The 23355-nt window shown below is 69.7% G+C and carries 21 protein-coding genes; 14 read left to right on the top strand and 7 right to left on the bottom strand.

From position 1 onward, the window contains the following. The first annotated feature begins 55 nt into the window (after window positions 1–55). From A5744_RS23480 to A5744_RS23450, 7 genes are all read left to right on the top strand, one after another. Window positions 56–2938: an aminotransferase class I/II-fold pyridoxal phosphate-dependent enzyme gene (locus tag A5744_RS23480; protein WP_076064792.1), complete on the top strand. Its 2883-nt coding sequence runs from the start codon at window positions 56–58 to the stop codon at window positions 2936–2938. 123 nt (window positions 2939–3061) lie between these two features. Continuing rightward, complete coding sequence (locus A5744_RS23475; RefSeq protein ID WP_076064769.1) at window positions 3062–3808, top strand: GntR family transcriptional regulator; 747 nt, start codon at window positions 3062–3064, stop codon at window positions 3806–3808. Beyond that, window positions 3805–4032 carry a ferredoxin family protein gene (locus A5744_RS23470; RefSeq protein ID WP_076064768.1) on the top strand — a complete coding sequence of 76 codons (228 nt, stop codon included), beginning with the start codon at window positions 3805–3807 and terminating at the stop codon, window positions 4030–4032. Before A5744_RS23475 ends, A5744_RS23470 begins: the two co-directional genes overlap by 4 nt. Continuing rightward, window positions 4032–5420, top strand: a complete 1389-nt coding sequence (locus A5744_RS23465; RefSeq protein ID WP_076064767.1) for an ABC transporter substrate-binding protein — start codon at window positions 4032–4034, stop codon at window positions 5418–5420. Before A5744_RS23470 ends, A5744_RS23465 begins: the two co-directional genes overlap by 1 nt. Then, complete coding sequence (locus A5744_RS23460) at window positions 5417–6283, top strand: ABC transporter permease (protein ID WP_076064766.1); 867 nt, start codon at window positions 5417–5419, stop codon at window positions 6281–6283. The genes A5744_RS23465 and A5744_RS23460 overlap by 4 nt, the downstream gene beginning before the upstream one ends. A gap of 17 nt (window positions 6284–6300) precedes the next feature. Beyond that, window positions 6301–7029 (top strand): ABC transporter ATP-binding protein, encoded by a 729-nt coding sequence (locus A5744_RS23455; RefSeq protein WP_076064791.1) that lies wholly within the window; start codon window positions 6301–6303, stop codon window positions 7027–7029. Continuing rightward, complete coding sequence (locus tag A5744_RS23450; RefSeq protein ID WP_076064765.1) at window positions 7029–9707, top strand: fumarate reductase/succinate dehydrogenase flavoprotein subunit; 2679 nt, start codon at window positions 7029–7031, stop codon at window positions 9705–9707. The genes A5744_RS23455 and A5744_RS23450 overlap by 1 nt, the downstream gene beginning before the upstream one ends. Window positions 9708–9718: 11 nt before the next feature. Here A5744_RS23450 and A5744_RS23445 read toward each other — a convergent pair whose 3' ends face one another. The 5 genes from A5744_RS23445 to A5744_RS23425 all read right to left on the bottom strand — a co-directional run bounded on the left by A5744_RS23445 (window position 9719) and on the right by A5744_RS23425 (window position 14008). Beyond that, on the bottom strand, window positions 9719–10681 hold the full coding sequence (locus A5744_RS23445) for a trypsin-like peptidase domain-containing protein (RefSeq protein ID WP_076115974.1): 963 nt from the start codon (window positions 10679–10681) through the stop codon (window positions 9719–9721). Window positions 10682–10733: 52 nt separating this feature from the next. Further along, window positions 10734–11273: a GNAT family N-acetyltransferase gene (locus A5744_RS23440; protein ID WP_076064763.1), complete on the bottom strand. Its 540-nt coding sequence runs from the start codon at window positions 11271–11273 to the stop codon at window positions 10734–10736. A 4-nt stretch (window positions 11274–11277) separates the two neighbouring features. Further along, window positions 11278–12483: a serine hydrolase domain-containing protein gene (locus A5744_RS23435; protein ID WP_076064762.1), complete on the bottom strand. Its 1206-nt coding sequence runs from the start codon at window positions 12481–12483 to the stop codon at window positions 11278–11280. A gap of 24 nt (window positions 12484–12507) precedes the next feature. Further along, window positions 12508–13272 (bottom strand): maleylpyruvate isomerase N-terminal domain-containing protein, encoded by a 765-nt coding sequence (locus A5744_RS23430; protein WP_076064761.1) that lies wholly within the window; start codon window positions 13270–13272, stop codon window positions 12508–12510. A gap of 67 nt (window positions 13273–13339) precedes the next feature. Then, entirely contained in the window at window positions 13340–14008 is a 669-nt protein-coding gene (locus A5744_RS23425; RefSeq protein WP_076064760.1) for a class I SAM-dependent methyltransferase, read from the bottom strand. Between the two features lie 94 nt (window positions 14009–14102). On the opposite strand from A5744_RS23425, the gene pyrR reads away from it, so the two are divergent. From pyrR to pyrF, 7 genes are read left to right on the top strand one after another with little or no spacing between them, the layout of a single operon-like run. Continuing rightward, window positions 14103–14666, top strand: coding sequence for a bifunctional pyr operon transcriptional regulator/uracil phosphoribosyltransferase PyrR (gene pyrR, locus A5744_RS23420; RefSeq protein WP_076064759.1), 564 nt, complete (start codon window positions 14103–14105; stop codon window positions 14664–14666). After that, the gene (locus A5744_RS23415) at window positions 14663–15610 is read left to right on the top strand and encodes an aspartate carbamoyltransferase catalytic subunit (protein WP_076064758.1); all 948 of its coding nucleotides are present in this window, start codon (window positions 14663–14665) and stop codon (window positions 15608–15610) included. The genes pyrR and A5744_RS23415 overlap by 4 nt, the downstream gene beginning before the upstream one ends. After that, a complete protein-coding gene (locus A5744_RS23410) occupies window positions 15607–16911 on the top strand; it encodes a dihydroorotase (RefSeq protein ID WP_076064757.1) in 1305 nt (434 codons plus the stop codon). The genes A5744_RS23415 and A5744_RS23410 overlap by 4 nt, the downstream gene beginning before the upstream one ends. Continuing rightward, complete coding sequence (locus tag A5744_RS23405) at window positions 16908–17420, top strand: transporter (RefSeq protein ID WP_076064756.1); 513 nt, start codon at window positions 16908–16910, stop codon at window positions 17418–17420. Before A5744_RS23410 ends, A5744_RS23405 begins: the two co-directional genes overlap by 4 nt. Continuing rightward, window positions 17417–18535: a glutamine-hydrolyzing carbamoyl-phosphate synthase small subunit gene (gene carA / locus A5744_RS23400; RefSeq protein WP_076064755.1), complete on the top strand. Its 1119-nt coding sequence runs from the start codon at window positions 17417–17419 to the stop codon at window positions 18533–18535. Before A5744_RS23405 ends, carA begins: the two co-directional genes overlap by 4 nt. Next, window positions 18535–21885 (top strand): carbamoyl-phosphate synthase large subunit, encoded by a 3351-nt coding sequence (gene carB / locus A5744_RS23395; RefSeq protein ID WP_076064754.1) that lies wholly within the window; start codon window positions 18535–18537, stop codon window positions 21883–21885. Before carA ends, carB begins: the two co-directional genes overlap by 1 nt. Then, on the top strand, window positions 21882–22709 hold the full coding sequence (pyrF, locus tag A5744_RS23390; RefSeq protein ID WP_076064753.1) for an orotidine-5'-phosphate decarboxylase: 828 nt from the start codon (window positions 21882–21884) through the stop codon (window positions 22707–22709). Before carB ends, pyrF begins: the two co-directional genes overlap by 4 nt. Window positions 22710–22717: 8 nt before the next feature. On the opposite strand, the gene A5744_RS23385 is transcribed toward pyrF, so the two are convergent. Further along, window positions 22718–23140, bottom strand: a complete 423-nt coding sequence (locus tag A5744_RS23385) for a TOBE domain-containing protein (protein ID WP_076064752.1) — start codon at window positions 23138–23140, stop codon at window positions 22718–22720. A 12-nt stretch (window positions 23141–23152) separates the two neighbouring features. Next, a partial coding sequence (locus A5744_RS24835; protein WP_205866340.1) for a hypothetical protein occupies window positions 23153–23355 on the bottom strand: 203 nt, incomplete at its 5' end.

The following is a 23355-nucleotide window of genomic DNA, read 5'->3' as shown; positions in this document are numbered from 1 at the left end:
AGGCGGGTGACAATACTTGCTGGATCACTTGCTGGATCCCGCGGAAGGTGACGACATGACCCGAAACAGTGCCCATCCGCGGCGACTTCGCGTCTCCGCGCTGGCGGCCGTCGCCAACCCGTCGTACACCCGCGTCGACACGTGGAACCTGCTCGACGACGCCTGCCGTCACCTCGCCGAGGTCGACCTCGCCGGGCTGGACATCACCCACGACATGGCGCGGGTGAAGCGGTTGATGGACCGCATCGGCGCCTACGAGCGGTACTGGCTGTATCCGGGCGCGGAGAACCTGGCGACCTTCCGCGCGCACCTGGAGAGCAAGTCCACGGTGCGGCTGTCCGAAGAGGTATCGCTGGCCGCGCGGCTGCTGTGCGAATACGGCGACCGCGCAGGGCTTTTCGACACGTCCGCGCCACTGGCCGACCAGGAGCTGGTCGCCCGGGCCAAGCAACAGCAGTTCTACACCGTGCTGCTCGCCGACGACGCACCGATGACCGCGCCCGACAGCCTGGCGGAATGCCTGCGGGCGCTGCGCTCCGCGTCCGACGACGTCCAGTTCGAGCTGCTGGTCGTGCCCAGCGTCGAGGACGCCATCACCGCCGTCGCGCTCAACGGCGAGATCCAGGCCGCGATCATCCGCCACGATCTGCCGCTGCGGTCACGCGACCGGGTGCCGTTGATGAACACGCTGCTCGGGCCGAACGATTCGGCGGACGGCGGCGTGGTGCCCGATCGCCCGGACGACTGGGTTGAATGCGGCGAGTGGATCCGCGAACTGCGGCCCCATATCGACCTCTACCTGCTCACCGACGAGTCGATCGCGGCGGGCAACATCGACGAGCCGGACGTGTACGACCGGACGTTCTACCGGCTCAACGACGTCACCGACCTGCACAGCACCGTGCTCGCGGGCCTGCGGAACCGGTTCGCCACACCGTTTTTCGACGCGCTGCGCGCCTATGCCGCGGCACCGGTCGGCCAGTTCCACGCCCTTCCCGTCGCGCGGGGCGCCAGCATCTTCAATTCCAAGTCGCTGCAGGACATGGGAGAGTTCTACGGCCGCAACATCTTCATGGCCGAGACGTCGACCACCTCGGGTGGCCTGGACTCGCTGCTGGACCCGCACGGCAACATCAAGAAGGCGATGGACAAGGCCGCGAAAACGTGGAACGCCGACCACACCTACTTCGTCACCAACGGAACCTCGACCGCCAACAAAATCGTCGTCCAGTCCCTGACCCGGCCGGGCGACATCGTCCTGATCGACCGCAACTGCCACAAGTCGCATCACTACGGCCTGGTCCTGGCCGGCGCGTATCCGCTGTACCTCGACGCATATCCGTTGCCGCAGTTCGCCATTTACGGGGCGGTGTCGCTGGAGACGATCAAGAAGACGCTGCTGGACCTGGAGGCGGCCGGGCAGCTGCACCGGGTGCGCATGCTGTTGCTCACCAACTGCACCTTCGACGGGGTGGTCTACAACCCGCGCCGCGTCATGGAGGAGGTGCTGGCGATCAAGCCGGACATCTGCTTCCTCTGGGACGAGGCGTGGTACGCGTTCGCCACCGCGGTGCCGTGGGCCCGGCAGCGCACCGCGATGGTGTCCGCCGATCGCCTGTACCAGATGTTGTCGTCGCCGGAATACGTTGAGGAATACCGCAATTGGGCCGCGTCCATGCAGGGCGTCGACCGGTCGGAGTGGGTGCACCGCCGGCTGCTGCCCGATCCCGCGGCGGCGCGGGTTCGGGTGTACGCGACGCATTCCACGCACAAGTCGTTGTCGGCGCTTCGGCAGGCGTCGATGATCCACGTGCGCGACCAGGATTTCAACGCGCGCGCCCGCGACGCGTTCGGGGAGGCGTTCCTGACGCACACCTCGACCTCGCCCAACCAGCAACTCCTCGCGTCGCTGGACCTGGCGCGCCGGCAGGTGGACATCGAGGGATTCCAATTGGTCCGGCTGGTGTACAACATGGCGCTGACCTTCCGAGGCCGGGTCCGCAAGGACCGGCTGATCAGCAAGTGGTTCCGCATCCTCGACGAGTCCGACCTGGTACCCGACGAATTCCGGGCCTCCCATGTCAGCTCGTTCCGCCAGGTCGTACAGGGCGCGCAGGCCGAGTGGAACGAGGCGTGGCGCTCCGACGAGTTCGTGCTGGATCCGACACGGGTCACGCTGTTCGTCGGCAAAACCGGGATGAACGGATACGACTTCCGCGAGAAGATCCTGATGGAGCGGTTCGGCATCCAGATCAACAAGACGTCGATCAACAGCGTGCTGCTGATCTTCACGATCGGCGTGACGTGGTCCAGCGTGCATTATCTGCTCGACGTGCTGCGCCGGATCGCCACCGACTTCGACCACATCCAGCACGCCGCCAGCGCCGCCGACTGGTCGCTGCACGACCGCCACGTCGAGGAGATCACCCAGGACCTGCCGCACCTGCCGGACTTCAGCGAGTTCGACATCGCCTTCCGTCCCGTCGACGCGTGCGCGTTCGGTGACACCCGGTCGGCCTTCTACGCGGGATACGAGGAGTCCGACCGCGAGTACGTGCTGATCGGCACCGCCGGGCGGCGTCTGGCCGAGGGCAAGACCCTAGTGTCCACCACGTTCGTGGTGCCCTACCCGCCCGGTTTCCCGGTGTTGGTCCCCGGGCAGGTGGTCTCCAAGGAGATCGTCTACTTCCTGGCCCAGCTCGACGTGAAGGAGATCCACGGGTACAACCCGGAACTCGGGTTGTCGGTGTTCACCCCGGAGGCGCTGGCACGCATGGAGGCGCAACGGAACGCGGCCATGGCGGCGGTGGGTTCGGCGTTCCCGGTCTTCGAGCTGCCGTCGGATGCCAAGGCCATCAACGGCGCCACCACCTCTCCCAACGGGGGTTCGACTCACGGGGATCGCAAAGGCGGTGTCTCGTCCGAGGTGGCGCAATAGCCGATCGCGCCAGGGTTTTTCCTGGTCGCGGCCGAATGCCGACCGGCGCAATAAACTGATCTGTCCTCGTCGGTCCTACTCGGCGGCCCCCAATGTGCCCGCGACCGGCATTAGCGTGACGGCGTGGCCGACGCCATACCGATCTCGCGTCTCGAGGGCTCCCGGGCCAACCGTGCCCGCCGGGCCGCCGACGTGTTGCGTCAGCAGATTCACGCCGGCGCCTACGCCGACGGGCTGCCCTCCGAAAACGAGCTGGCGGCCGAATTCCTGGTCTCCCGCAACACGATTCGCGAGGCGCTGGGCATCCTGAAGAACGAAGGGCTGATCGACCGCGGCCCCAAAGTCGGCACCCACGTCGCCCAGCGCAAATACGACCATCGGCTCGACGCGCTGCTCGGGCTGAAGGAAACCTTCAAAGACCTCGGCGAGGTTCGCAACGAGGTGCGGGCCGCGATGCCGGTGACCGCGCCGCCGTCGGTGGCCCGCCGCCTGGGGCTGCAACCCGGCGACGAGGCGGTGTTCGTCGAGCGGTTGCGCTACCTCGGCGACCTGCCACTGAGCCTCGACCTGACCTACCTCGCCCCGGACATCGGGAGCCGCATCCTGGGCTATCACCTGGAAACCCACGACCTGTTCGCGCTCATCGAGCAGGTGAGCGGGCAGCGGCTGGGCTCGGCATCGCTGGCGCTGGAAGCCATCCCCGCCGACGCGCACTCGGCGGCCGCCCTCCAGGTCCCCGACGGGGCCGCGCTGCTCATGCTGGAGCGGCTCACCAGCCTCGACGACGGCAGGCCCGTCGACCTGGAGTACATCCGGATGCGGGGCGATCGAATCACCATGCGCGGCAACCTGATAAGGAGCAAGCCATGACCCTGGTCAATCACCGTGCCGACGTGCCCGTGACGATCGACGAATCGCTGTGCATCGACGGCTGCACCCTGTGCGTGGAGGTCTGCCCGCTGGACGCGCTGGCCATCAACCCCGACACCGGCAAGGCCTTCATGCACGTCGACGAATGCTGGTACTGCGGCCCGTGCGCGGCCCGCTGCCCGACCGGCGCGGTCACCGTCAACATGCCGTATCTGCTCCGCTGATGAAACGCCAAGCCACACGGCTGATCTCGATGGCAGCCGTTGTCGTCGCCGTCGTCTCCGGCTGCTCGCTGGAATCGCTGTCGGCCTCCTCCGGCGTCGTCAACGTCGTGGTGGGCTATCAGTCCAAGACCATCAACACCGTCACCGCGGGCACGCTGCTGCGCGCCCAGGGCTACCTGGAGCGCCGGCTCGCCGACATCACCACCCGCACCGGCACCAAATACGCGGTGCGGTGGCAGGACTACGACACCGGCGCCCCGATCACCGCGCAGATGCTCGCCGAGAAGATCGACATCGGTTCGATGGGTGACTACCCGATGCTGATCAACGGCTCCAAGACGCAGGCCAATCCGCTGGCCCGCACCGAGATGGTGTCCGTCACCGGCTACAACCCCAAGGGCGCGCTGAACATGGTGGTGGTGGCGCCCAGTTCGCCGGCCACCGGACTAGCCGACCTGGCCGGTGCGAAGGTCTCGGCCAGCGTCGGCTCGGCCGGGCACGGCACCCTGGTGCGTGCGCTGGACAGGGCGGGGATCAAGGGCGTCGAGGTGCTCAACCAGCAGCCGCAGATCGGCGCCTCCGCACTGGAATCCGGTCAGGTGCAGGCACTTTCGCAGTTCGTGGCCTGGCCCGGGCTGCTCGTCTTCCAGGGCAAGGCCAAGCTGCTCTACGACGGGGCCGAGCTGAACCTGCCCACCCTGCACGGCGTGGTGGTGCGGCGCTCCTACGCGTCGGCGCATCCGGAGGTGCTCGCGGCCTTCCTGCAGGCGCAACTGGACGCCACCGATTTCCTCAACGCCAAGCCGCTGGAGGCGGCCCGCATTGTGTCCCAGGCGGCCGGGCTCGCGCAGGAGGTCGTGTACCTGTACAACGGTCCCGGCGGCACGTCGTTCGACACCACCCTGAAACCGTCGCTGGCCGACGCGCTGAAAAACGATGTGCCCTACCTGAAGTCGATCGGCGACTTCGCCGACCTCGACGTTTCCGGGTTCGTCCAGGACGAGCCGCTGCGCGCGGTGTTCGCGGCCCGCGGCCTGAACTACGACGCGGCCCGGGCGGCCACCGCCAATCCCTCGGCGCTGCGCGGCGACCCCGCCCAGGCAAGCGAATTGTGGCTGGACGGATCCGATGCGACGCAAACGTTCGCCGACCCGACCGCCCTGCTGCGGGCCGTCCGGGATGCCACCGCGGGCGGCGCCAAGGTCCGGGCCGCCTATGTGCCCGACGCGGAGCTGGGCACCCGCTGGTTCGCCGACAAGGCGGCCTGGGTGCGCGACGGCCAGAAGTTCCTGCCCTTCGGCACGCCGGCCGGGGCTCGTCGCTACTTCGCCGCGCACCCGGGCAGCGTGACCGTGAATTACCAAGAGGCACTGGGAGGTTCGGTATGACCTTAGAAGCAAGTCGGACATTGATCGAACCGGTTGTCGGGGCGGCCCCATTGCCGGCATTCGCGCGGCCGCGGCGGATCGCCTCGCCCTGGCGGTCGCGGCTGCTGCAGGTGGCGTCGGTGGCGGCCGCCATCGGGGTGTGGCAGTTGCTCACCGCCGGCAAGGTGCGGCTGTTGCTGCGATTCGACACATTGCCGACCGTCGCCCAGATCGTGTCCGCGCTGCACCGCCGGCTCGGCGCCTACGAGTACTGGCTCGACCTGGCGCAGTCGTTGATCCGCATCCTCACCGGCTTCGGGCTGGCCGCGGTGATCGGCGTCGCGACGGGTGTGCTGCTGGGCCGCTCGCGATTGTTCGCCGACCTGTTCGGCCCGTTGGCGGAGCTGGCCAGGCCCATTCCCGCCATCGCGCTGGTGCCGGTCGCGATCCTGCTGTTCCCCACCGACGAGGCCGGCATCGTGTTCATCACCTTTCTCGCGGCCTACTTTCCGATCATGGTCAGCACTCGGCACGCGGTGCGCGCGCTGCCCACGCTGTGGGAGGACTCGGTGCGGACCCTGGGCGGCGGCCGGTGGGAGGTGCTGCGGCAGGTCGTGCTGCCGGGCATCCTGCCCGGAGTGTTCGGCGGGCTGTCGGTCGGCATGGGCGTGGCCTGGATCTGCGTCATCTCCGCGGAGATGATCTCCGGCCGCCTCGGTGTGGGCTACCGCACCTGGCAGGCGTACACCGTGCTGGCCTACCCCCAGGTGTTCGTCGGCATCATCACCATCGGGGTGCTGGGCTTCTCGACGGCCGCGGCCGTCGAACTGGTGGGCCGGCGGGTGACGCGGTGGCTGCCGCGCGCACAGGCGCAGTCGCGGTGACCGCGACAAATCGGGGCATGACCCTCGAGCTGGATCGGGTTCGGTTGTCCTACACCGGAACCCCGGTCATCGACGGGTTGAGCCTCGCGGTGCGGCCGGGGGAGATCCTGGTCCTCACCGGGCCGTCGGGCTGCGGCAAGTCGACGGTGCTGCGCGCGCTGGCGGGCCTGCTGTCACCCGACGACGGGCGGGTGCTGGCCGACGGCGCACCGGTCACCACCACCTCGGGCGACCGCGGCATGGTGTTCCAGGACAACGCGCTGCTGCCGTGGCGCACCGTGCGGTCCAACATCGAACTGGCGTTGCGGCTGCGCGGCGAACCACGCGCTACCCGGCGCGCGGCGGCCGAGCGGTGGATCGACGAGCTCGGGCTGCGCGGCTTCGGCGACTACCTACCCAAGAGCCTCTCGGGCGGCATGCGCCAGCGCGTCCAGCTGGCCCGCGGCCTGGCCGGCGCCCCGCGCGCGGTGATGATGGACGAGCCGTTCGGGGCGCTGGACACCCAAACCCGCGCCGCCATGCAGCGATTGCTCGTCGACACCTGGCGCACCCACCCGACGACGATCGTCTTCGTCACGCACGATGTGGACGAGGCGCTGGCGCTGGGGGACCGGATCGTGGTGCTGGGCCGGGCCGGTGAGCCAACGCGCGCTGTGCTCAAGGTGCAAGAGCCCCGCGCCGACCAGCCGCGCCCCGCGCTGCGCGCGGAAATCATTGCCGCCCTGAACCATTCGGTGGCGGCCTGATGCAGGTTCCCGATCTGGCGCCGGCCCGCCTCGACTGCGACGTGCTGGTGATCGGCGGCGGCACCGCAGGCACGATGGCGGCGCTGTCCGCCGCGGAGCACGGTGCGCGTGTGCTGCTGCTGGAGAAGGCGCACGTGCGGCACTCCGGCGCGCTGGCGATGGGCATGGACGGGGTCAACAACGCCGTCATACCGGGCAAGGCCGAACCGGAGGACTACGTCGCCGAGATCACCCGCGCCAACGACGGAATCGTCAACCAGCGCACCGTTTATCAGACGGCGTCTCGCGGGTTCGCGATGGTGCAGCGCCTGGAGCGCTACGGGGTGAAGTTCGAGAAGGACGAGCACGGCGAGTACGCGGTGCGCCGCGTGCACCGCTCGGGCTCGTACGTGCTGCCCATGCCCGAGGGCAAGGACGTCAAGAAGGCGCTGTATCGCGTGCTGCGGCAGCGGTCGATGCGGGAGAGGATCCGCATCGAGAACCGCCTGATGCCGGTGCGGGTGCTGGTGCAGGACGGCCGGGCCGTCGGCGCCGCCGCCTTGCACACGCGCACCGGCGAGTTCTACGCGATCGGCGCCAAGGCGGTCGTCCTGGCGACCGGGGCTTGCGGCCGGCTCGGTCTGCCCGCGTCGGGCTACCTGTACGGCACGTATGAGAACCCGACCAACGCCGGTGACGGGTACGCGATGGCCTACCACGCGGGCGCGGAGCTGTCGGGAATCGAGTGCTTCCAGGTCAATCCGCTGATCAAGGACTACAACGGCCCGGCCTGCGCGTACGTGGCCAATCCGTTCGGGGGCTACCAGGTCAACGCCCTGGGGGAGCGGTTCGTCGACTCCGACTACTGGTCGGGGCAGATGATGGCCGAGGTCAAGAGCGAGATCGACTCCGCGCGCGGGCCCATCTACCTCAAGGTGTCGCATCTGCCCGACGAGACGCTGACCGCGCTGGAGAACATCCTGCACACCACCGAACGGCCCACCCGCGGCACGTTTCACGCCAACCGCGGCCACGACTACCGCACCCATGACGTGGAGATGCACATCTCCGAAATCGGTTTGTGTAGTGGCCATTCCGCGTCCGGGGTCTGGGTCGACGAACACGCGCGCACCACCGTGCCCGGCCTGTACGCCGCGGGCGACCTGGCCTGCGTTCCGCACAACTACATGATCGGGGCGTTCGTGTTCGGCGACCTCGCCGGCACCCACGCCGCGTCGACGCTCCGCGAAGTCCCTGCGCCACAAGGCCTCCCGGACGATCAGCTGGCCGACGCCCACGAGCTGATCTACCGGCCGCTGCGGCAACCGGACGGGCCGCCGCAGCCGCAGGTGGAATACAAGCTGCGCCGCTTCGTCAACGACTATGTCGCACCACCGAAGACGGCGGCCAAACTGTCCATCGCGGTGCGCACGTTCGACCGGATGCGCGGCGAGATCGCCGAGATCGGCGCCCACAACCCCCACGAGCTGATGCGCGCGGTGGAGGTGTCCTTCATCCGCGACTGCGCCGAGATGGCGGCCCGTTCCTCGCTCACCCGGACCGAATCGCGGTGGGGCCTTTATCACGACCGCGCCGACCTGCCCGGGCGCGACGACAGCCAATGGGGTTATCACCTCAACCTGCGCAAGGGGCCCGACGGCGCGATGGTGTTTCTCAAACGCCCCGTGGCCCCGTATTTCGTGTCGGTGCCCGAGCTGGACGGCCTGCCGCCGGCGGATCAGACCGTCCACGAGGTGGAGCAGCCGCCGCTGATGGGTGGTCAAGCCCCGGCCGCCGCCGTCTCCCGAATCGTTTCGCCGGCAACGGCATTCCAACCGCCGTCGCCGCGCATCGCCGAGGTCCTCGCGCTGGAGGAGCCGACGATCGCCGAGCTGCAGACCTACCTGGGCGACGCGGATCCCGGTGTGCGCCGAACCGCGGTGGCCACGCTCACCGAGCACATGCCCGACGGATACGCGCCGGCCCTGTTCGCCGCGCTGGACGACGCCGATGCCGGGGTGCGCCGCACCGGTGCCGAGGGCATCCGCGAACTGGTCGAGGTGCTGCCCGACCCGGCCGCGGCCGGGGCCTATCTGTCGTCCGGCGACATGCTGGTGCGCGCGGCGTCGGTGTATCTGCTCGCGGCGCGCCGCGCCGGTGAGGCCGGCCAATACCGCCGCGCGCTCGAGGATCCCGACCATCGGGTGCGCATCGAGGCCGTGCGCGCGTTGGTGTCGGTCGACGACGTGGCCGGCGTCGTCGCGGCCACCGGCGACGAGAGCCGGGAGGTCCGCATCGCGGCAGCCGCCGGCCTGGCCACGCTGCGCGGCGGCCACGACGCGGTGACCGTGCTGCTCGATGACCCGGATCCGCTGGTGCGCGCGGCGGCGCTGGCCGCGCTGGGCGAATTAGGCTGCGGCGAAGGCGATTTCGCCGCCGTCGAAGAGGCCTTGCGGGCGCCGGCCTGGCAGGTGCGCGAAGGCGCGGCCCGGGCGCTCAAGGGAGCGGCGGCCGAACTCGCCGTCCCCCGATTGGCCGAGGCCCTCGCCGACGCCCACCTCGATGTGCGCAAGGCCGCGGTGCTCAGCCTGACCCGCTGGGCCGGCGAACCCGCCGCCCGCGACGCGCTCGGGATCGCGCTCAAGGACGGTGACGCCGACGTGCGGGCTTACGCGCGCCGGGCCCTGGAGGACGGGTAAGAGGTCGTCGCTCAGCGATGGCCCAGCGATGCGTTCGGCGCCGTACCGGCCGCGATCAGTTGGTCGGCAACAACTTTCGCCTCGTCGACGGGGATCGCGAACCCCACGCCGATCCAGCCCGTCGGACCGCCGGGATGAGTGGCGTTCATCGTTGCGATTGCGGAATTGAGCCCTATCAAGGCACCGGACGTGTCGATCAATGCGCCTCCAGAGCTGCCGGGACTCATCGTGGCGTCCGTTTGGATCGCATCAAGCACGGCGTTGCCGCTACCGGGGCCCACGATGCCCGACACCGGGCGGTGCAGCGCGCTGATGACCCCGGTGGTGACGGTGCCGTCCAGCCCGAGGGGCGCGCCGATGGCGATCACGTTTTGGCCCACATGCAACCCGGCCGACGTCCCCATCGCGATCGGGCGCAGGCCCGAAATGCCTTGAACGCGAACGACGGCGATGTCGGTGGAGCTATCGGCGCCGACGACGACGAACGGCTCGGAGCGGCCATCGGCGAAAGTCGCGGCGGTGTGTACCGCCACACCGGTTTGGCGCGGATCGGGCGCCGCCACGACGTGATTGTTGGTGAGGATGAATCCGTCGGCGCTCAGGACTACCCCGGAGCCCTCTTCGGTCTGATCGCCGATCGCCGTTTCCAGTTTGACCACGCTGGGAATCGCCCTGGCCGCAGCCTGCTCGATGGTCGCGGCCGGCGCTTCGGTGGGCACAGTCGACGTCGGGGCGCTGACGACCGGCGCGGCTGGGCGAAGTTCCACGACGCTGAGGGCGCCGACGGCGCCGGAGAACAGCGCGAGCGCCGCGGCGCCGACGAGGAACCCGAACCGCGATCGCAGCCAGAGCAGGGCCCGTGACCGTTGCGGTCGCGGCGTTTCGTGGCGGCCGCCAGTCAGTTCGTGGCTGCCCGCGGGCCATTCGTGGCGGCCCACAGTGCGCAGCGGCCCGGTATGGGCATCGGTGGTCATCGTTAGCACCTGCAACACGTGTCGAATGCCCGTTTTCCGTGCGGGGAAACATCTACCGCAGGGCCTTGGCGTAGAGCAGGGCGTCCAGCGGTTCGGGCGCGATGGTGGGGTACACGGCGTAACGAGTCAGCCTGCCCTCCAGCTCGAACCCGGCCCGCAGCAGCACCCGGGCCGACCGCTCGTTGTCGACATGGCAGGTGGCCCAGACGCGGTACACGCCCTGATCGGCCTCCAGCGCGTTCATCAGCAGGCCGAGCACCTCGGTCATGAATCCCTTGCCCCACCACCGCCGGCCGATGCAGTAACCGATCTCGACCGAGTGCGGCACCGGGCGCCGGCAGCTGGTCAGCCCGATGACCTCGTCGCTGTGCCGCAACGCGATGGCCCACGTCCGCTCGTCATCGCTGACGTTGAGCTTTTCGGCGATCACTCGCCGGGTCGCCGCGACGTCCTGGTGCGGCGTCCATTTCAGGTACTTGGTGACCTTCGGGTCGCGGGCGACCCGTTGGTAGAGCGCGCCGGCGTCGTCGAGCACGGGCGGGCGCAGCAGCAGCCGCGGCCCGGCGATGCGGTCAGGCGGGTAGTCGACCATGGCGTCAGAGCCCGAGCGCCTGATAGGTGCGGCGGACGAATTTCGGTTGCACCGATTGGAGTTTCGCCAGCGACGTGTTGCCGGCGATCGCCGCGGCCACGTCGGCGGACATATCGGGCAAGTTCTGGACCAGATACAGCAGGATCAGGTCCGCGGTCGGGTCGGCCTGCCACCAGGTGCCGTAGGCGCCGGGCCAGCTGAAGGTGCCGAGCCCGCCCGGCCCGAACAGCGGCGCGCTCTTGGCAGGATCGGTCACCACCGACAGGTTCAGCCCGAAGCCGCGGCCCACCCAATAGGGCGCGCCCAGGAAGTTGTGTCGCTTCTGGTCGTCGGTGAGCCGGTCGGTGCGCATCATGCGGGCCGACTCCGGCGACAGCACCCGCACGCCGTCGACCGTCCCCTCGCCGAGCAGCATCCGCACGAAGCGCAGGTAGTCGTCGGCGGTCGACCACAACCCGCCGCCAGCGTTGGGGAAGGACGGTGGCTTGATGTGCGGCGGCCCCATCGCGTCGTGGTGCAACTGGCCCTGCCCGTCGAGCCGGTACATGGTCGCCGCGCGGCGGCGCCCTTCGGGGGACACGAAGAACCCGGTGTCGGGCATGCCCACCGGGCCCAGGATCCGTTCGTCGAGCACCTGGTGGAACGGCTTGCCCTCGATGCGGGAAGCGATGACGCCCAACAGGTCTATGGAATGGCTGTAGGTCAATCGTTCGCCGGGCTGATGCACCAGTGGCAGCTTGGCCAGCTCGGCTAGCCAGGCGTCGGGGCCCTGGTTGAACGGCAGCCGCACGTAGGCCTTGGCGATCGGCCCGGACACCGAAAACCCGTAGGCCAGGCCGCTGGTGTGGGTGAGCAGGTCCTCGATCAGGATGGCCCGGCCCAGCGCGTGCGTCCGGTCCAGCGGACCGAGCGGGTCATCGAGCACCCGCACGTCGGCGAACTCCGGCACCCAGCGCGTGATCGGATCTTTCAGCGCCAGCTTGCCGTCGTCGACCAGGCTCATCACCGCGGCCACCGTGACGGGCTTGGTCATCGACGCGATGCGAAACAGGGTGTCGCGCTGCATCGGCAGGCCGGCGTCGACGTCGCGGTATCCGATCTCGTTGAGCTGCAGCACTTCTCCGCGCTGCCACACCACCGTCAACGCGCCGGCGAGCAGGCCGGCGTCGCAGACCTCGCGGACGGAGGCCGCATTGCCGTCAAGATTCACCCGGTCAGGGTAGCCCGCGGCCGGTCACTGGGCCGAAGCGCCGGCCGGACGGCAGGCACGCGAAAGGACGTCCTCGATCGTTTCGGCGTTCGCGTGTGGATCGCGCAGCCGCGCCGGGCAGCGCCCCCACAGCAGCAGCGGCAGCTCGTGGGGCTGCAGCTCGATCGCTACGTCGGTGCCGTCGGGGGCCGTCGAAAGTCCTTCCCCTGGTGTCACAACCACCCCGGGCCGACCAGCGCTCCGCAGAACCATTGGCCGCGAGACCAAGTCAGATCTGCGCCATCGCCGCGCTTCCGCCAACGCGGGCATCGCGTCGAATACCGCAAGCGCATGGGTAACCATTGCCGGATCGGAGAGCGATCGGATGCTGACATCGTCGTCGCCGACCAGATCCCATCGGTGTAGCACCGCTTCGCTATGGCTGTGCATGCGCAGCCGTTCGCCGGTCATGGCCCACCCCGTGTACATGATCGTGTCGTCCTCATCGAGGCCTGCCACAGCGGACTCGAAGCGAACGGCGTGCTGCACCAGCCGTTCTCGAAGCACGGCGTCGGGCATTGCCCGAAAGGGCGGCTCGCGTTCTTCCCATGACCGCGTCGCCCTTGTGGGCTCACCCGCGAGGTGCTCCTCGATCAGGTTGGCTCGTTCCTCGGCGGCGGCGGCGACGTGCGCGGCGAGCTCGTGGGCGCTCCAGGCGGCGCACCACGTGGGCGCCGTCGGCTGCAACCGGGACAAGCTCGAAATGAGCGCGCGCATGGCTTCGTCGCGCAGGCTCGCGGCGGCTTCCATGGCGTCCAGCCAACAGATAGCCGGGTCTACGAGCTAGCGATTATTCGACATCACAGCCCGCGGCCGGTCAGCGCCGTTGCGCGCGCACGACCCAGAACGCCATCTCTATTTCGTTGCCGTCCAGTTCGCGGCGCACCGTGGCGGGCTCCAGGGATTCGATCTCCCAGCCCGCGCCGCCGAGAACGTCGCGCAGCGTCCGCTCGGACACCGCGGGCCGCGGCCGCTCCTCGTCGGGCGGCTGGGCGTCGGAGAAACAACTGAGCAGCAGGGTGGCGCCCGGCCGGGTTGCCCGGTGCGCCGCGGCGGCGTAGCTGCGCTTGCCGTCGTCGTCGAGGCAGTGGAACATGCCGCTGTCGACGATGGTGTCGAACGCGTCGGTGTAGCCCTCCAGCTTGGTGGAATCGGCGACGGCGAACGTCACGTCGACCCCCGCGTCCGCGGCGCGCCGCTCGGCGGTGATCAGCGCGGTCGGCGAGATGTCCAGCCCGGTGACGGCGTGTCCGTTCTGGGCCAGGTAAATGGCGTTGTCGCCGAGGCCGCAGCCGACGTCGAGCACGTCGCCGCGAACCCAGCCGCCCTCCTGCCACGCGACGACAGTCTCCTTGGGCGCCTTGGTGTCCCACGGCGGGGTGGCCATGGCGGGCAGGCCCTCGGCGGGGCTTTCGCCGCGATACAGGGCATCGAAATCGAGAACCGGAAAACGAGAGGAATTCGAGGGGGTCGTCGCGCCTGTCATTTTCGCCAGGGTAGCGCGGAATGCTACGCTGCCGGGCAGTCGACATCCTTTAACGATCCGTCCAGAGAGGCGGAGAAGGAGGTCAAGGTCTCGCATGGGTGCCGCGGGTGATGCCGCCACCGGCAGGGAATTGATGTCTGCGGCCGACGTCGGTCGCACCATTTCGCGCATCGCGCATCAGATCATCGAAAAGACCGCGCTCGACAGTCCCGACGCGCCACGGGTGGTGCTGCTCGGTATCCCGACCCGCGGTGTGATCCTGGCCCAGCGCCTGGCCACCAACATCGGCGAATACAGCGGTGTCGAGGTCGGCCACGGCGCCCTCGACATCACGCTGTACCGCGACGACCTGATGCAAAAGCCGCCCCGCCCGCTCGAAGCTACGTCGATCCCGGCCGGGGGCATCGACGACGCGCTGGTGATCCTCGTCGACGACGTGCTGTATTCCGGGCGCTCGGTGCGCTCGGCCCTGGACGCGCTGCGCGACGTGGGCCGGCCGCGCGCCGTGCAGCTCGCGGTGCTGGTCGACCGCGGCCACCGCGAATTACCGCTGCGCGCCGACTATGTCGGCAAGAACGTACCGACCTCACGCACCGAGAGCGTGCACGTGCAACTCGCCGAGCACGACGGCCGCGACGGGGTGGTGATCTCCCGATGACCCGCCACCTGCTGACCGCCGGCGACCTCAGCCGCGACGACGCCACCGCCATCCTCGACGACGCGGACCGCTTCGCGCAGGCCCTGGTGGGCCGCGAGATCAAGAAGCTGCCGACGCTGCGCGGCCGCACCGTGATCACGATGTTCTACGAGAACTCCACCCGTACCCGGGTGTCGTTCGAGGTGGCCGGGAAGTGGATGAGCGCCGACGTGATCAACGTGAGCGCGGCCGGATCGTCGGTGGGCAAGGGCGAGTCGCTGCGCGACACCGCGCTGACGCTGCGGGCCGCCGGCGCCGACGCGCTGATTATCCGGCACCCGGCCTCCGGTGCCGCGCACCTGCTCGCCGACTGGACGGCGCCGGCGGACGGCGAGGGGCCGTCGGTCATCAACGCCGGCGACGGCACGCACGAACACCCGACGCAGGCGCTGCTGGACGCGCTGACCATCCGCCAGCGGCTCGGCGGCATCGAGGGCCGGCGCATCGTTATCGTCGGCGACATCCTGCACAGCCGGGTCGCGCGCTCCAACGTCGTGCTGCTGGACACCTTGGGCGCCGAGGTGGTGCTGGTGGCGCCGCCGACGCTGCTGCCGGTCGGCGTCGACGGCTGGCCGGCAACCGTCTCCTACGACTTCGACGCCGAGTTGCCCGCCGCCGACGCGGTGCTGATGCTGCGGGTGCAGGCCGAGCGGATGAACGGCGGCTTCTTCCCGTCGGTGCGCGAGTACTCGGTTCGCTACGGCCTTTCCGATCGGCGCCAGGCGATGCTTCCCGGCCATGCCGTGGTGCTGCACCCGGGGCCGATGGTGCGCGGCATGGAGATCGCGTCATCGGTGGCCGATTCGTCGCAATCGGCTGTGCTGCAACAGGTTTCCAACGGTGTCCACGTGCGGATGGCGGTCCTGTTCCACGTGCTGGTGGGAGCACAGGAGATCGCGGCATGAGCGTCCTGATCCGCGGCGTGCGGCTCTACGGCGAAGGCGACCGCGTCGACGTCCTGGTCGATGACGGCCAGATCGCCGAAATCGGGCCGGGCCTCGCCGAGGCCGGAGGCCTGGAAAAAGACCTAGACGTCATCGACGCCACCGACCACGTGCTGCTGCCCGGGTTCGTCGACCTGCACACCCACCTGCGCGAGCCCGGCCGCGAATACGCCGAGGACATCGAAACCGGTTCGGCGGCCGCGGCTTTGGGTGGCTACACGGCCGTGTTCGCGATGGCCAACACCAACCCCGTCGCCGACAGCCCGGTGGTCACCGACCACGTCTGGCACCGCGGCCAGCAGGTCGGCCTGGTCGACGTGCACCCCGTCGGCGCGGTCACCGTCGGGTTGGCCGGGGCCGAGCTCACCGAGATGGGCATGATGGCCGCCGGCGCCGCGCAGGTGCGCATGTTCTCCGACGACGGCATCTGCGTGCACGACCCGCTGATCATGCGCCGCGCCCTGGAGTACGCGACCGGGCTGGGGGTGCTGATCGCCCAGCACGCCGAGGAGCCCCGACTGACCGTCGGCGCGGTCGCCCACGAGGGGCCCACGGCCGCGCTGCTGGGACTTGCGGGATGGCCGCGGGCCGCCGAGGAATCGATCGTCGCCCGCGACGCGCTGCTGGCCCGTGACGCCGGCGCCCGGGTACACATCTGCCACGCCTCCACCGCGGGAACCGTCGAAATCCTGAAATGGGCCAAGGCGCAGGGCATTTCGATCACCGCCGAGGTCACGCCGCATCATCTGCTCCTCGACGACGGCAGGCTGGCCAGCTACGACGGGGTCAACCGGGTCAACCCGCCGCTGCGCGAGGGCGCCGACGCCGTCGCGTTGCGTCAGGCGCTCGCCGACGGGGTAATCGACTGTGTGGCCACCGACCACGCCCCGCACGCCGAGCACGAAAAGTGCGTCGAGTTCTCCGCGGCGCGCCCCGGCATGCTGGGGCTGCAGACGGCCCTGTCCGTGGTCGCGAGCACGATGGTGACGCCCGGGTTGTTGACCTGGCGCGACGTCGCCCGGGTGATGAGCGAGAACCCGGCGCGCATCGTCGGCCTGCCCGACCACGGCCGGCCGCTCGAGGTGGGGGAGCCGGCGAACCTGACCGTGGTGGACCCGGACGCCACCTGGACGGTCGCCGGGGACGACCTGGCCAGCCGATCGGCCAACACGCCCTACGAGTCGATGACCTTGCCCGCCACCGTGACCGCGACGCTGTTGCGCGGCAAGATCACCGCCCGCGACGGGAAGAGCCCGGCATGAACTCCGGAACGCTGGTGGGGTCGCTGATCTTCGCGGCCGTGCTGGTCGTGGTCATCGCCGTCGTGATTCAGCTGATGATGCGCTCCTGGCAGCGTCGCTCGCAACGCCAGCAGGAGTTGATCGGGGAGCTGCCCGAGATGCCCGACGAGGTGAGTACCGCGACGCTGACGACCCGCGGCCTGTACTGCGGCTGCGCCGCCGCACCGGCGTGGAACGAGCGGGTCACCGCCGGCGATCTCGGCTATCGGAGCAAGGCGGTGCTCACCCGCTATCCCGAGGGGATCCTGTTGGAACGCGTTCGCGCCAAACCGATTTGGATTCCGGACGAGTCGATCATTGATATCCGCATGGAGCGCGCCATCGGCGCCAAGGTGGTGGCCCGCATCGGGATCCTGGCGATCCGTTGGCGGTTGCCGTCGGGCGTCGAGATCGACACCGGATTTCGGGCAAACCACCGCACCGATTACGACGACTGGCTGCAAGACTCGCAGGAGGAGCGGCGCTCATGAGCAAGGCCCTACTGGTGCTCGAGGACGGCCGCGTCTTCACCGGCACGCCGTTCGGCGCTATCGGCCAAACCCTCGGGGAGGCGGTGTTTTCCACCGGCATGTCCGGCTATCAGGAAACGCTCACCGACCCCAGCTATCACCGGCAGATCGTGGTGGCCACGGCGCCGCAGATCGGCAACACCGGCTGGAACGGCGAGGACGCCGAGAGCCGCGGCGACAAGATCTGGGTCGCCGGCTACGCGGTGCGCGACCCGTCGCCGCGCGCGTCGAACTGGCGCGCCACCGGCACGCTGGACGACGAGCTGGTCCGCCAGAGCATCGTCGGGATCGCCGGCATCGACACCCGCGCGGTGGTGCGGCACCTGCGCAGCCGCGGCTCGATGAAGGCCGGGTTATTCTCCGGCGACGCGCTCGCCGAGCCCGCCGAGCTGCTGGAGCGGGTGCGGGGCCAGCGGTCCATGCTGGGCGCCGACCTGGCTGGCGAGGTCAGCACCGACGGCACCTACATCGTCGAACCCGAAGGGCCGCAGCGCTTTACGGTGGCCGCGCTGGACCTCGGCATCAAGACCAACACGCCGCGCAACTTCGCCCGCCGCGGCATCCGCAGCCACGTGCTGCCCGCGTCGGCGACCTTCGCGCAGATCGCCGAGCTCAAGCCCGACGGCGTGTTCCTGTCCAACGGGCCCGGCGACCCCGCCACCGCCGATCACGTCGTCGAGCTCACCCGGGAGGTGATCGGCGCCGGAATCCCGTTGTTCGGAATCTGTTTCGGCAACCAGATCCTGGGCCGGGCGCTCGGCCTGTCCACCTACAAGATGGTGTTTGGTCACCGCGGCATCAACGTCCCCGTCATCGACCACGCCACCGGCCGGGTCGCGGTGACCGCGCAGAACCACGGCTTCGCGCTGGAAGGCGAGGCGGGCCAATCCTTCGACACGCCGTTCGGCCCCGCGGTCGTCAGCCACACCTGCGCCAACGACGGGGTGGTCGAGGGCGTCAAACTCGCCGATGGGAAGGCGTTTTCGGTGCAGTATCACCCCGAGGCCGCCGCGGGTCCGCACGATGCGGAATACCTGTTCGACCAATTCGTCGACCTGATGGCGGGGGGACGCTAGTGCCGCGGCGGACCGACCTGAACCACGTGCTGGTGATCGGCTCGGGGCCGATCGTCATCGGGCAGGCCTGCGAATTCGACTACTCCGGCACCCAGGCCTGCCGGGTGCTGCGCGCCGACGGGCTGCAGGTCAGCCTCGTCAACTCCAACCCGGCCACGATCATGACCGACCCGGAGTACGCCGATCACACCTACGTCGAGCCCATCACGCCCTCGTTCGTCGAGCGGGTGATCGCCCAGCAGGCCGAGCGCGGCAACAAGATCGACGCGCTGCTGGCCACCCTCGGCGGGCAGACCGCGCTCAACACCGCCGTCGCCCTGTACGAGAACGGCGTGCTGGAGCGCTACGGCGTCGAACTCATCGGCGCGGATTTCGACGCGATCCAGCGCGGGGAGGACCGGCAGCGGTTCAAGGACATCGTCGCCAAGGTCGGCGGCGAATCCGCCCGCAGCCGAGTGTGTTTCACGATGGACGAGGTGCGCGAAACCGTCGAGGAGGTCGGCCTGCCGGTGGTGGTGCGGCCCAGCTTCACGATGGGCGGCCTGGGCTCGGGCATGGCGCACTCCGCCGAAGAGGTCGACCGGATGGCCGGCGCCGGGCTGGCGGCGAGCCCGAGTGCCAACGTGCTGATCGAGGAGTCGATCTACGGCTGGAAGGAATTCGAGCTCGAGCTGATGCGCGACGGGCACGACAACGTGGTGGTGGTGTGCTCCATCGAGAACGTCGACCCGATGGGCGTGCACACCGGCGACTCGGTTACCGTCGCGCCGGCCATGACGCTGACCGACCGCGAATACCAGCGGATGCGCGATCTGGGCATCGCGATCCTGCGCGAGGTCGGCGTGGACACCGGCGGCTGCAACATCCAATTCGCGGTCAACCCGCGCGACGGCCGGCTGATCGTCGTCGAGATGAACCCGCGGGTCTCCCGGTCGAGTGCGCTGGCGTCCAAGGCCACCGGCTTCCCGATCGCCAAGATCGCCGCCAAGCTGGCCATCGGCTACACCCTCGACGAGATCGTCAACGACATCACCAAAGAAACGCCGGCCTGCTTCGAGCCGACGCTGGACTACGTCGTGGTCAAGGCGCCGCGGTTCGCGTTCGAGAAATTCCCCGGCGCCGATCCCACGCTGACCACGACGATGAAATCCGTCGGGGAGGCAATGTCGCTGGGCCGCAACTTCATCGAGGCGCTGGGCAAGGTGATGCGATCACTGGAAACCAGCCGCGCCGGTTTCTGGACCAAGCCCGATCCCCACGGCGAAGTCGACGAGGTGCTGACCCGCCTTCGGACCCCGACCGAAGGACGGCTCTACGACATCGAACTGGCGCTGCGGCTGGGCTCGTCGGTGGAACAGGTCGCCGAGGCCAGCGGCGTCGACCCGTGGTTCGTCGCGCAGATCGGCGAGCTGGGAACGCTGCGCCGCGAGCTGGTCGCGGCCCCGGTGCTCGATGTCGACCTGCTGCGGCGGGCCAAGCACAGCGGCTTGTCCGACCGGCAGATCGCCGCCCTCAGACCGGAATTGGCCGGCGAGGACGGTGTCCGGTCCCTGCGCGAGCGCCTCGGCATCCACCCGGTGTACAAAACGGTCGACACCTGCGCCGCGGAGTTCGAGGCCAAGACGCCCTACCACTACAGCAGCTACGAACTCGACCCGGCCGCCGAGACCGAGGTGGCGCCGCAGGCCGAGAAGCCCAAGGTGCTGATCCTGGGTTCGGGGCCGAACCGGATCGGCCAGGGCATCGAATTCGACTACAGCTGTGTGCACGCGGCAACCACGTTGAGCCAGGCCGGTTTTGAAACGGTGATGGTCAACTGCAACCCGGAGACGGTGTCCACCGACTACGACACGGCCGACCGGCTCTACTTCGAGCCGCTGACCTTCGAGGACGTACTGGAAGTATTCCGCGCGGAATCCCAATCCGCGGCGGGCGGCCCCGGCGTGGTCGGGGTCATCGTGCAACTCGGCGGGCAGACGCCGCTGGGGCTGGCCCAGCGGCTCTTCGACGCCGGCGTTCCGATCGTGGGCACCCCGCCGGAGGCGATCGACCTCGCCGAGGACCGCGGCGCGTTCGGTGACGTGCTGCGCGCCGCGGGACTGCCCGCCCCGAAATACGGCACGGCAACGACTTTCGACCAGGCCCGCCGGATCGCCGCGGACATCGGCTACCCGGTGCTGGTGCGGCCGTCGTACGTGCTGGGCGGGCGCGGCATGGAGATCGTCTACGACGAGGAGACGCTGCGCGGCTACATCACCCGCGCCACCGAGCTGTCCCCCGAACACCCGGTGCTCGTGGACCGTTTCCTGGAGGACGCGGTGGAGATCGACGTCGACGCGCTGTGCGACGGCGCGGAGGTCTACATCGGCGGCATCATGGAGCACATCGAGGAGGCGGGGATCCACTCCGGGGACTCGGCCTGCGCGCTGCCGCCGGTGACGTTGGGCCGCAGCGACATCGAGAAGGTTCGGCGCGCCACCGAGGCCATCGCGCACGGCATCGGCGTGGTCGGTCTGCTCAACGTGCAGTACGCCCTGAAGGACGATGTGCTCTACGTCCTGGAGGCCAACCCGCGCGCCAGCCGCACGGTTCCGTTCGTGTCCAAGGCCACCGCGATCCCACTCGCCAAGGCGTGCGCCCGGATCATGTTGGGCGCCACCATTTCCCAGCTCCGCGAGGAGGGGATGCTGGTGCCGGACGGGGACGGTGCCCACGCCGCGCTGAACGCGCCGATCGCGGTCAAGGAGGCGGTGTTGCCGTTCCACCGGTTCCGCCGCGCCGACGGGGCGGCCATCGATTCGCTGCTCGGCCCGGAGATGAAGTCGACGGGCGAGGTGATGGGGATCGACCGCGACTTCGGCAGCGCCTTCGCCAAGAGCCAAACCGCCGCCTACGGATCGCTACCGGCCGAGGGCACCGTGTTCGTCTCGGTCGCCAACCGTGACAAGCGGTCGCTGGTGTTTCCCGTCAAGCGGCTGGCCGATCTGGGCTTCCGCGTTCTCGCCACCGAAGGCACCGCGGAGATGTTGCGCCGCAACGGGATTCCCTGCGACGAGGTTCGCAAGCATTTCGAGCCGCCGCGGCCCGACCGCCCCGCGGCGTCCGCCGTCGACGCGATCAAGGCCGGCGAGGTCGACATGGTGATCAACACCCCCTACGGCAACTCCGGTCCGCGCATCGACGGTTACGAAATCCGCTCGGCCGCGGTGGCCGTCAACATCCCGTGCGTCACGACGGTGCAGGGCGCGTCGGCGGCCGTGCAGGGCATCGAAGCGGGGATCCGCGGCGACATCGGCGTGCGGTCGCTCCAGGAACTGCACAGCGTCATCGGACCGGGCGGCGCACAGTGACGGGCTTCGGTGCCCGGCTGGCCGCGGCGAAGCTGGCCCGCGGGCCGCTATGCCTGGGCATCGACCCCCATCCGGAGCTGCTGCGGGCCTGGGACCTGCCGACCACCGCCGACGGGCTGGCCGCGTTCTGCGACATCTGCATCGAGGCCTACGCCGGTTTCGCCGTCGTCAAACCCCAGGTGGCGTTCTTCGAGGCCTACGGCGCCGCGGGATTCGCGGTCCTCGAGCGCACCATCGCAGCGCTGCGCTCCGAGGGAGTGCTGGTGCTGGCCGACGCCAAGCGCGGCGATATCGGGACGACGATGGCCGCCTACGCGCAGGCGTGGGCCGGCGACTCGCCGCTGGCCGCGGACGCCGTCACGGCCTCCCCGTATCTGGGCTTCGGCTCGCTGCGGCCCCTGCTGGAAGCCGCCGCGGCGCACGACCGCGGCGTGTTCGTGCTGGCGGCAACGTCCAACCCGGAGGGCGGCACGGTGCAGCGCGCCACCTTCGACGGCCGGACCGTCGCGCAGCTGATCGTCGACCAGGCGGCGGTGGTCAACCGCTCCGCCACCGTGCCCGAGCCCGGGTATGTCGGCGTGGTGCTCGGCGCGACCGTCTTCGAGGCTCCCGACGTCAGCGAGCTGGGCGGACCGGTGCTGGTGCCCGGGCTCGGGGCGCAGGGCGGCCGGCCCGAGGCGCTCGCCGGCCTGGGCGGGGCCGCCCCCGGCCAGCTGCTGCCCGCGGTTGCGCGCGAGGTGCTGCGGGCCGGACCGAGCGTGGCGGACCTGCGGGCGGCGGGCGAACGGATGCTCGACGCCGTCGCGTACCTGTCAACGCTGTAGACGCTGCCTCAGTCCGAGGCCACCGCCGTGCCGGGTCTGGCGGTTTCGACGATGACGGTCGTGGCCTTGACGACGGCCACCGCGACGCTGCCGGGCTGCAGCTCCAACTCGTCGGCGGCCGCGGTGCTCATCAGCGACACGACGGTGAAGGGGCCGCACTGCATTTCGACCTGGGTCATCACCTTGTCGCGGGTGACCTTGGTGACCAGCCCGACGAACCGGTTGCGGGCGGAGCTGCCGATGCTCAGCGGATCCGGCGGCGGCGCGGGCGCGTTGGTCCGGGCAAACTCGGCCAGGTCCTCGCTGGCGATCACCTTGCGCCCGGCCGCGTCCAGACCCACCGCCAGCGTGCCGTTGTTGATCCATCGCCGGACGGTGTCGTCGCTGACTCCCAGCAGCTCGGCCGCCTGACGGATGCGCAGACTCGGCACGGGCCGATCGTATCAACCGGCCCCGAGTTTGTTTGCTGGGTCCGTGGCGCAAAGCCGCGGCCCGGCCCCGTCGCCGGCGACGAATTCGGCGGCCATCGCGGCCGCCCCTCGGGCCCGGCGCGTGGCAGCCCGCCCGCGCGGGCGGGCGGGTCGGGGTGCGCCGACTCGTCCGGGAAGGCGGGCGGCGGCGCGCGAAATCTGCGATTCCCGGCCGC

The organism is Mycobacterium sp. IS-1264, from assembly GCF_001954195.1.
Taxonomy (GTDB): domain Bacteria; phylum Actinomycetota; class Actinomycetes; order Mycobacteriales; family Mycobacteriaceae; genus Mycobacterium.
Note: the sequence above shows the minus strand (reverse complement) of the source record. Positions and strands in the feature narration are given on the sequence as shown.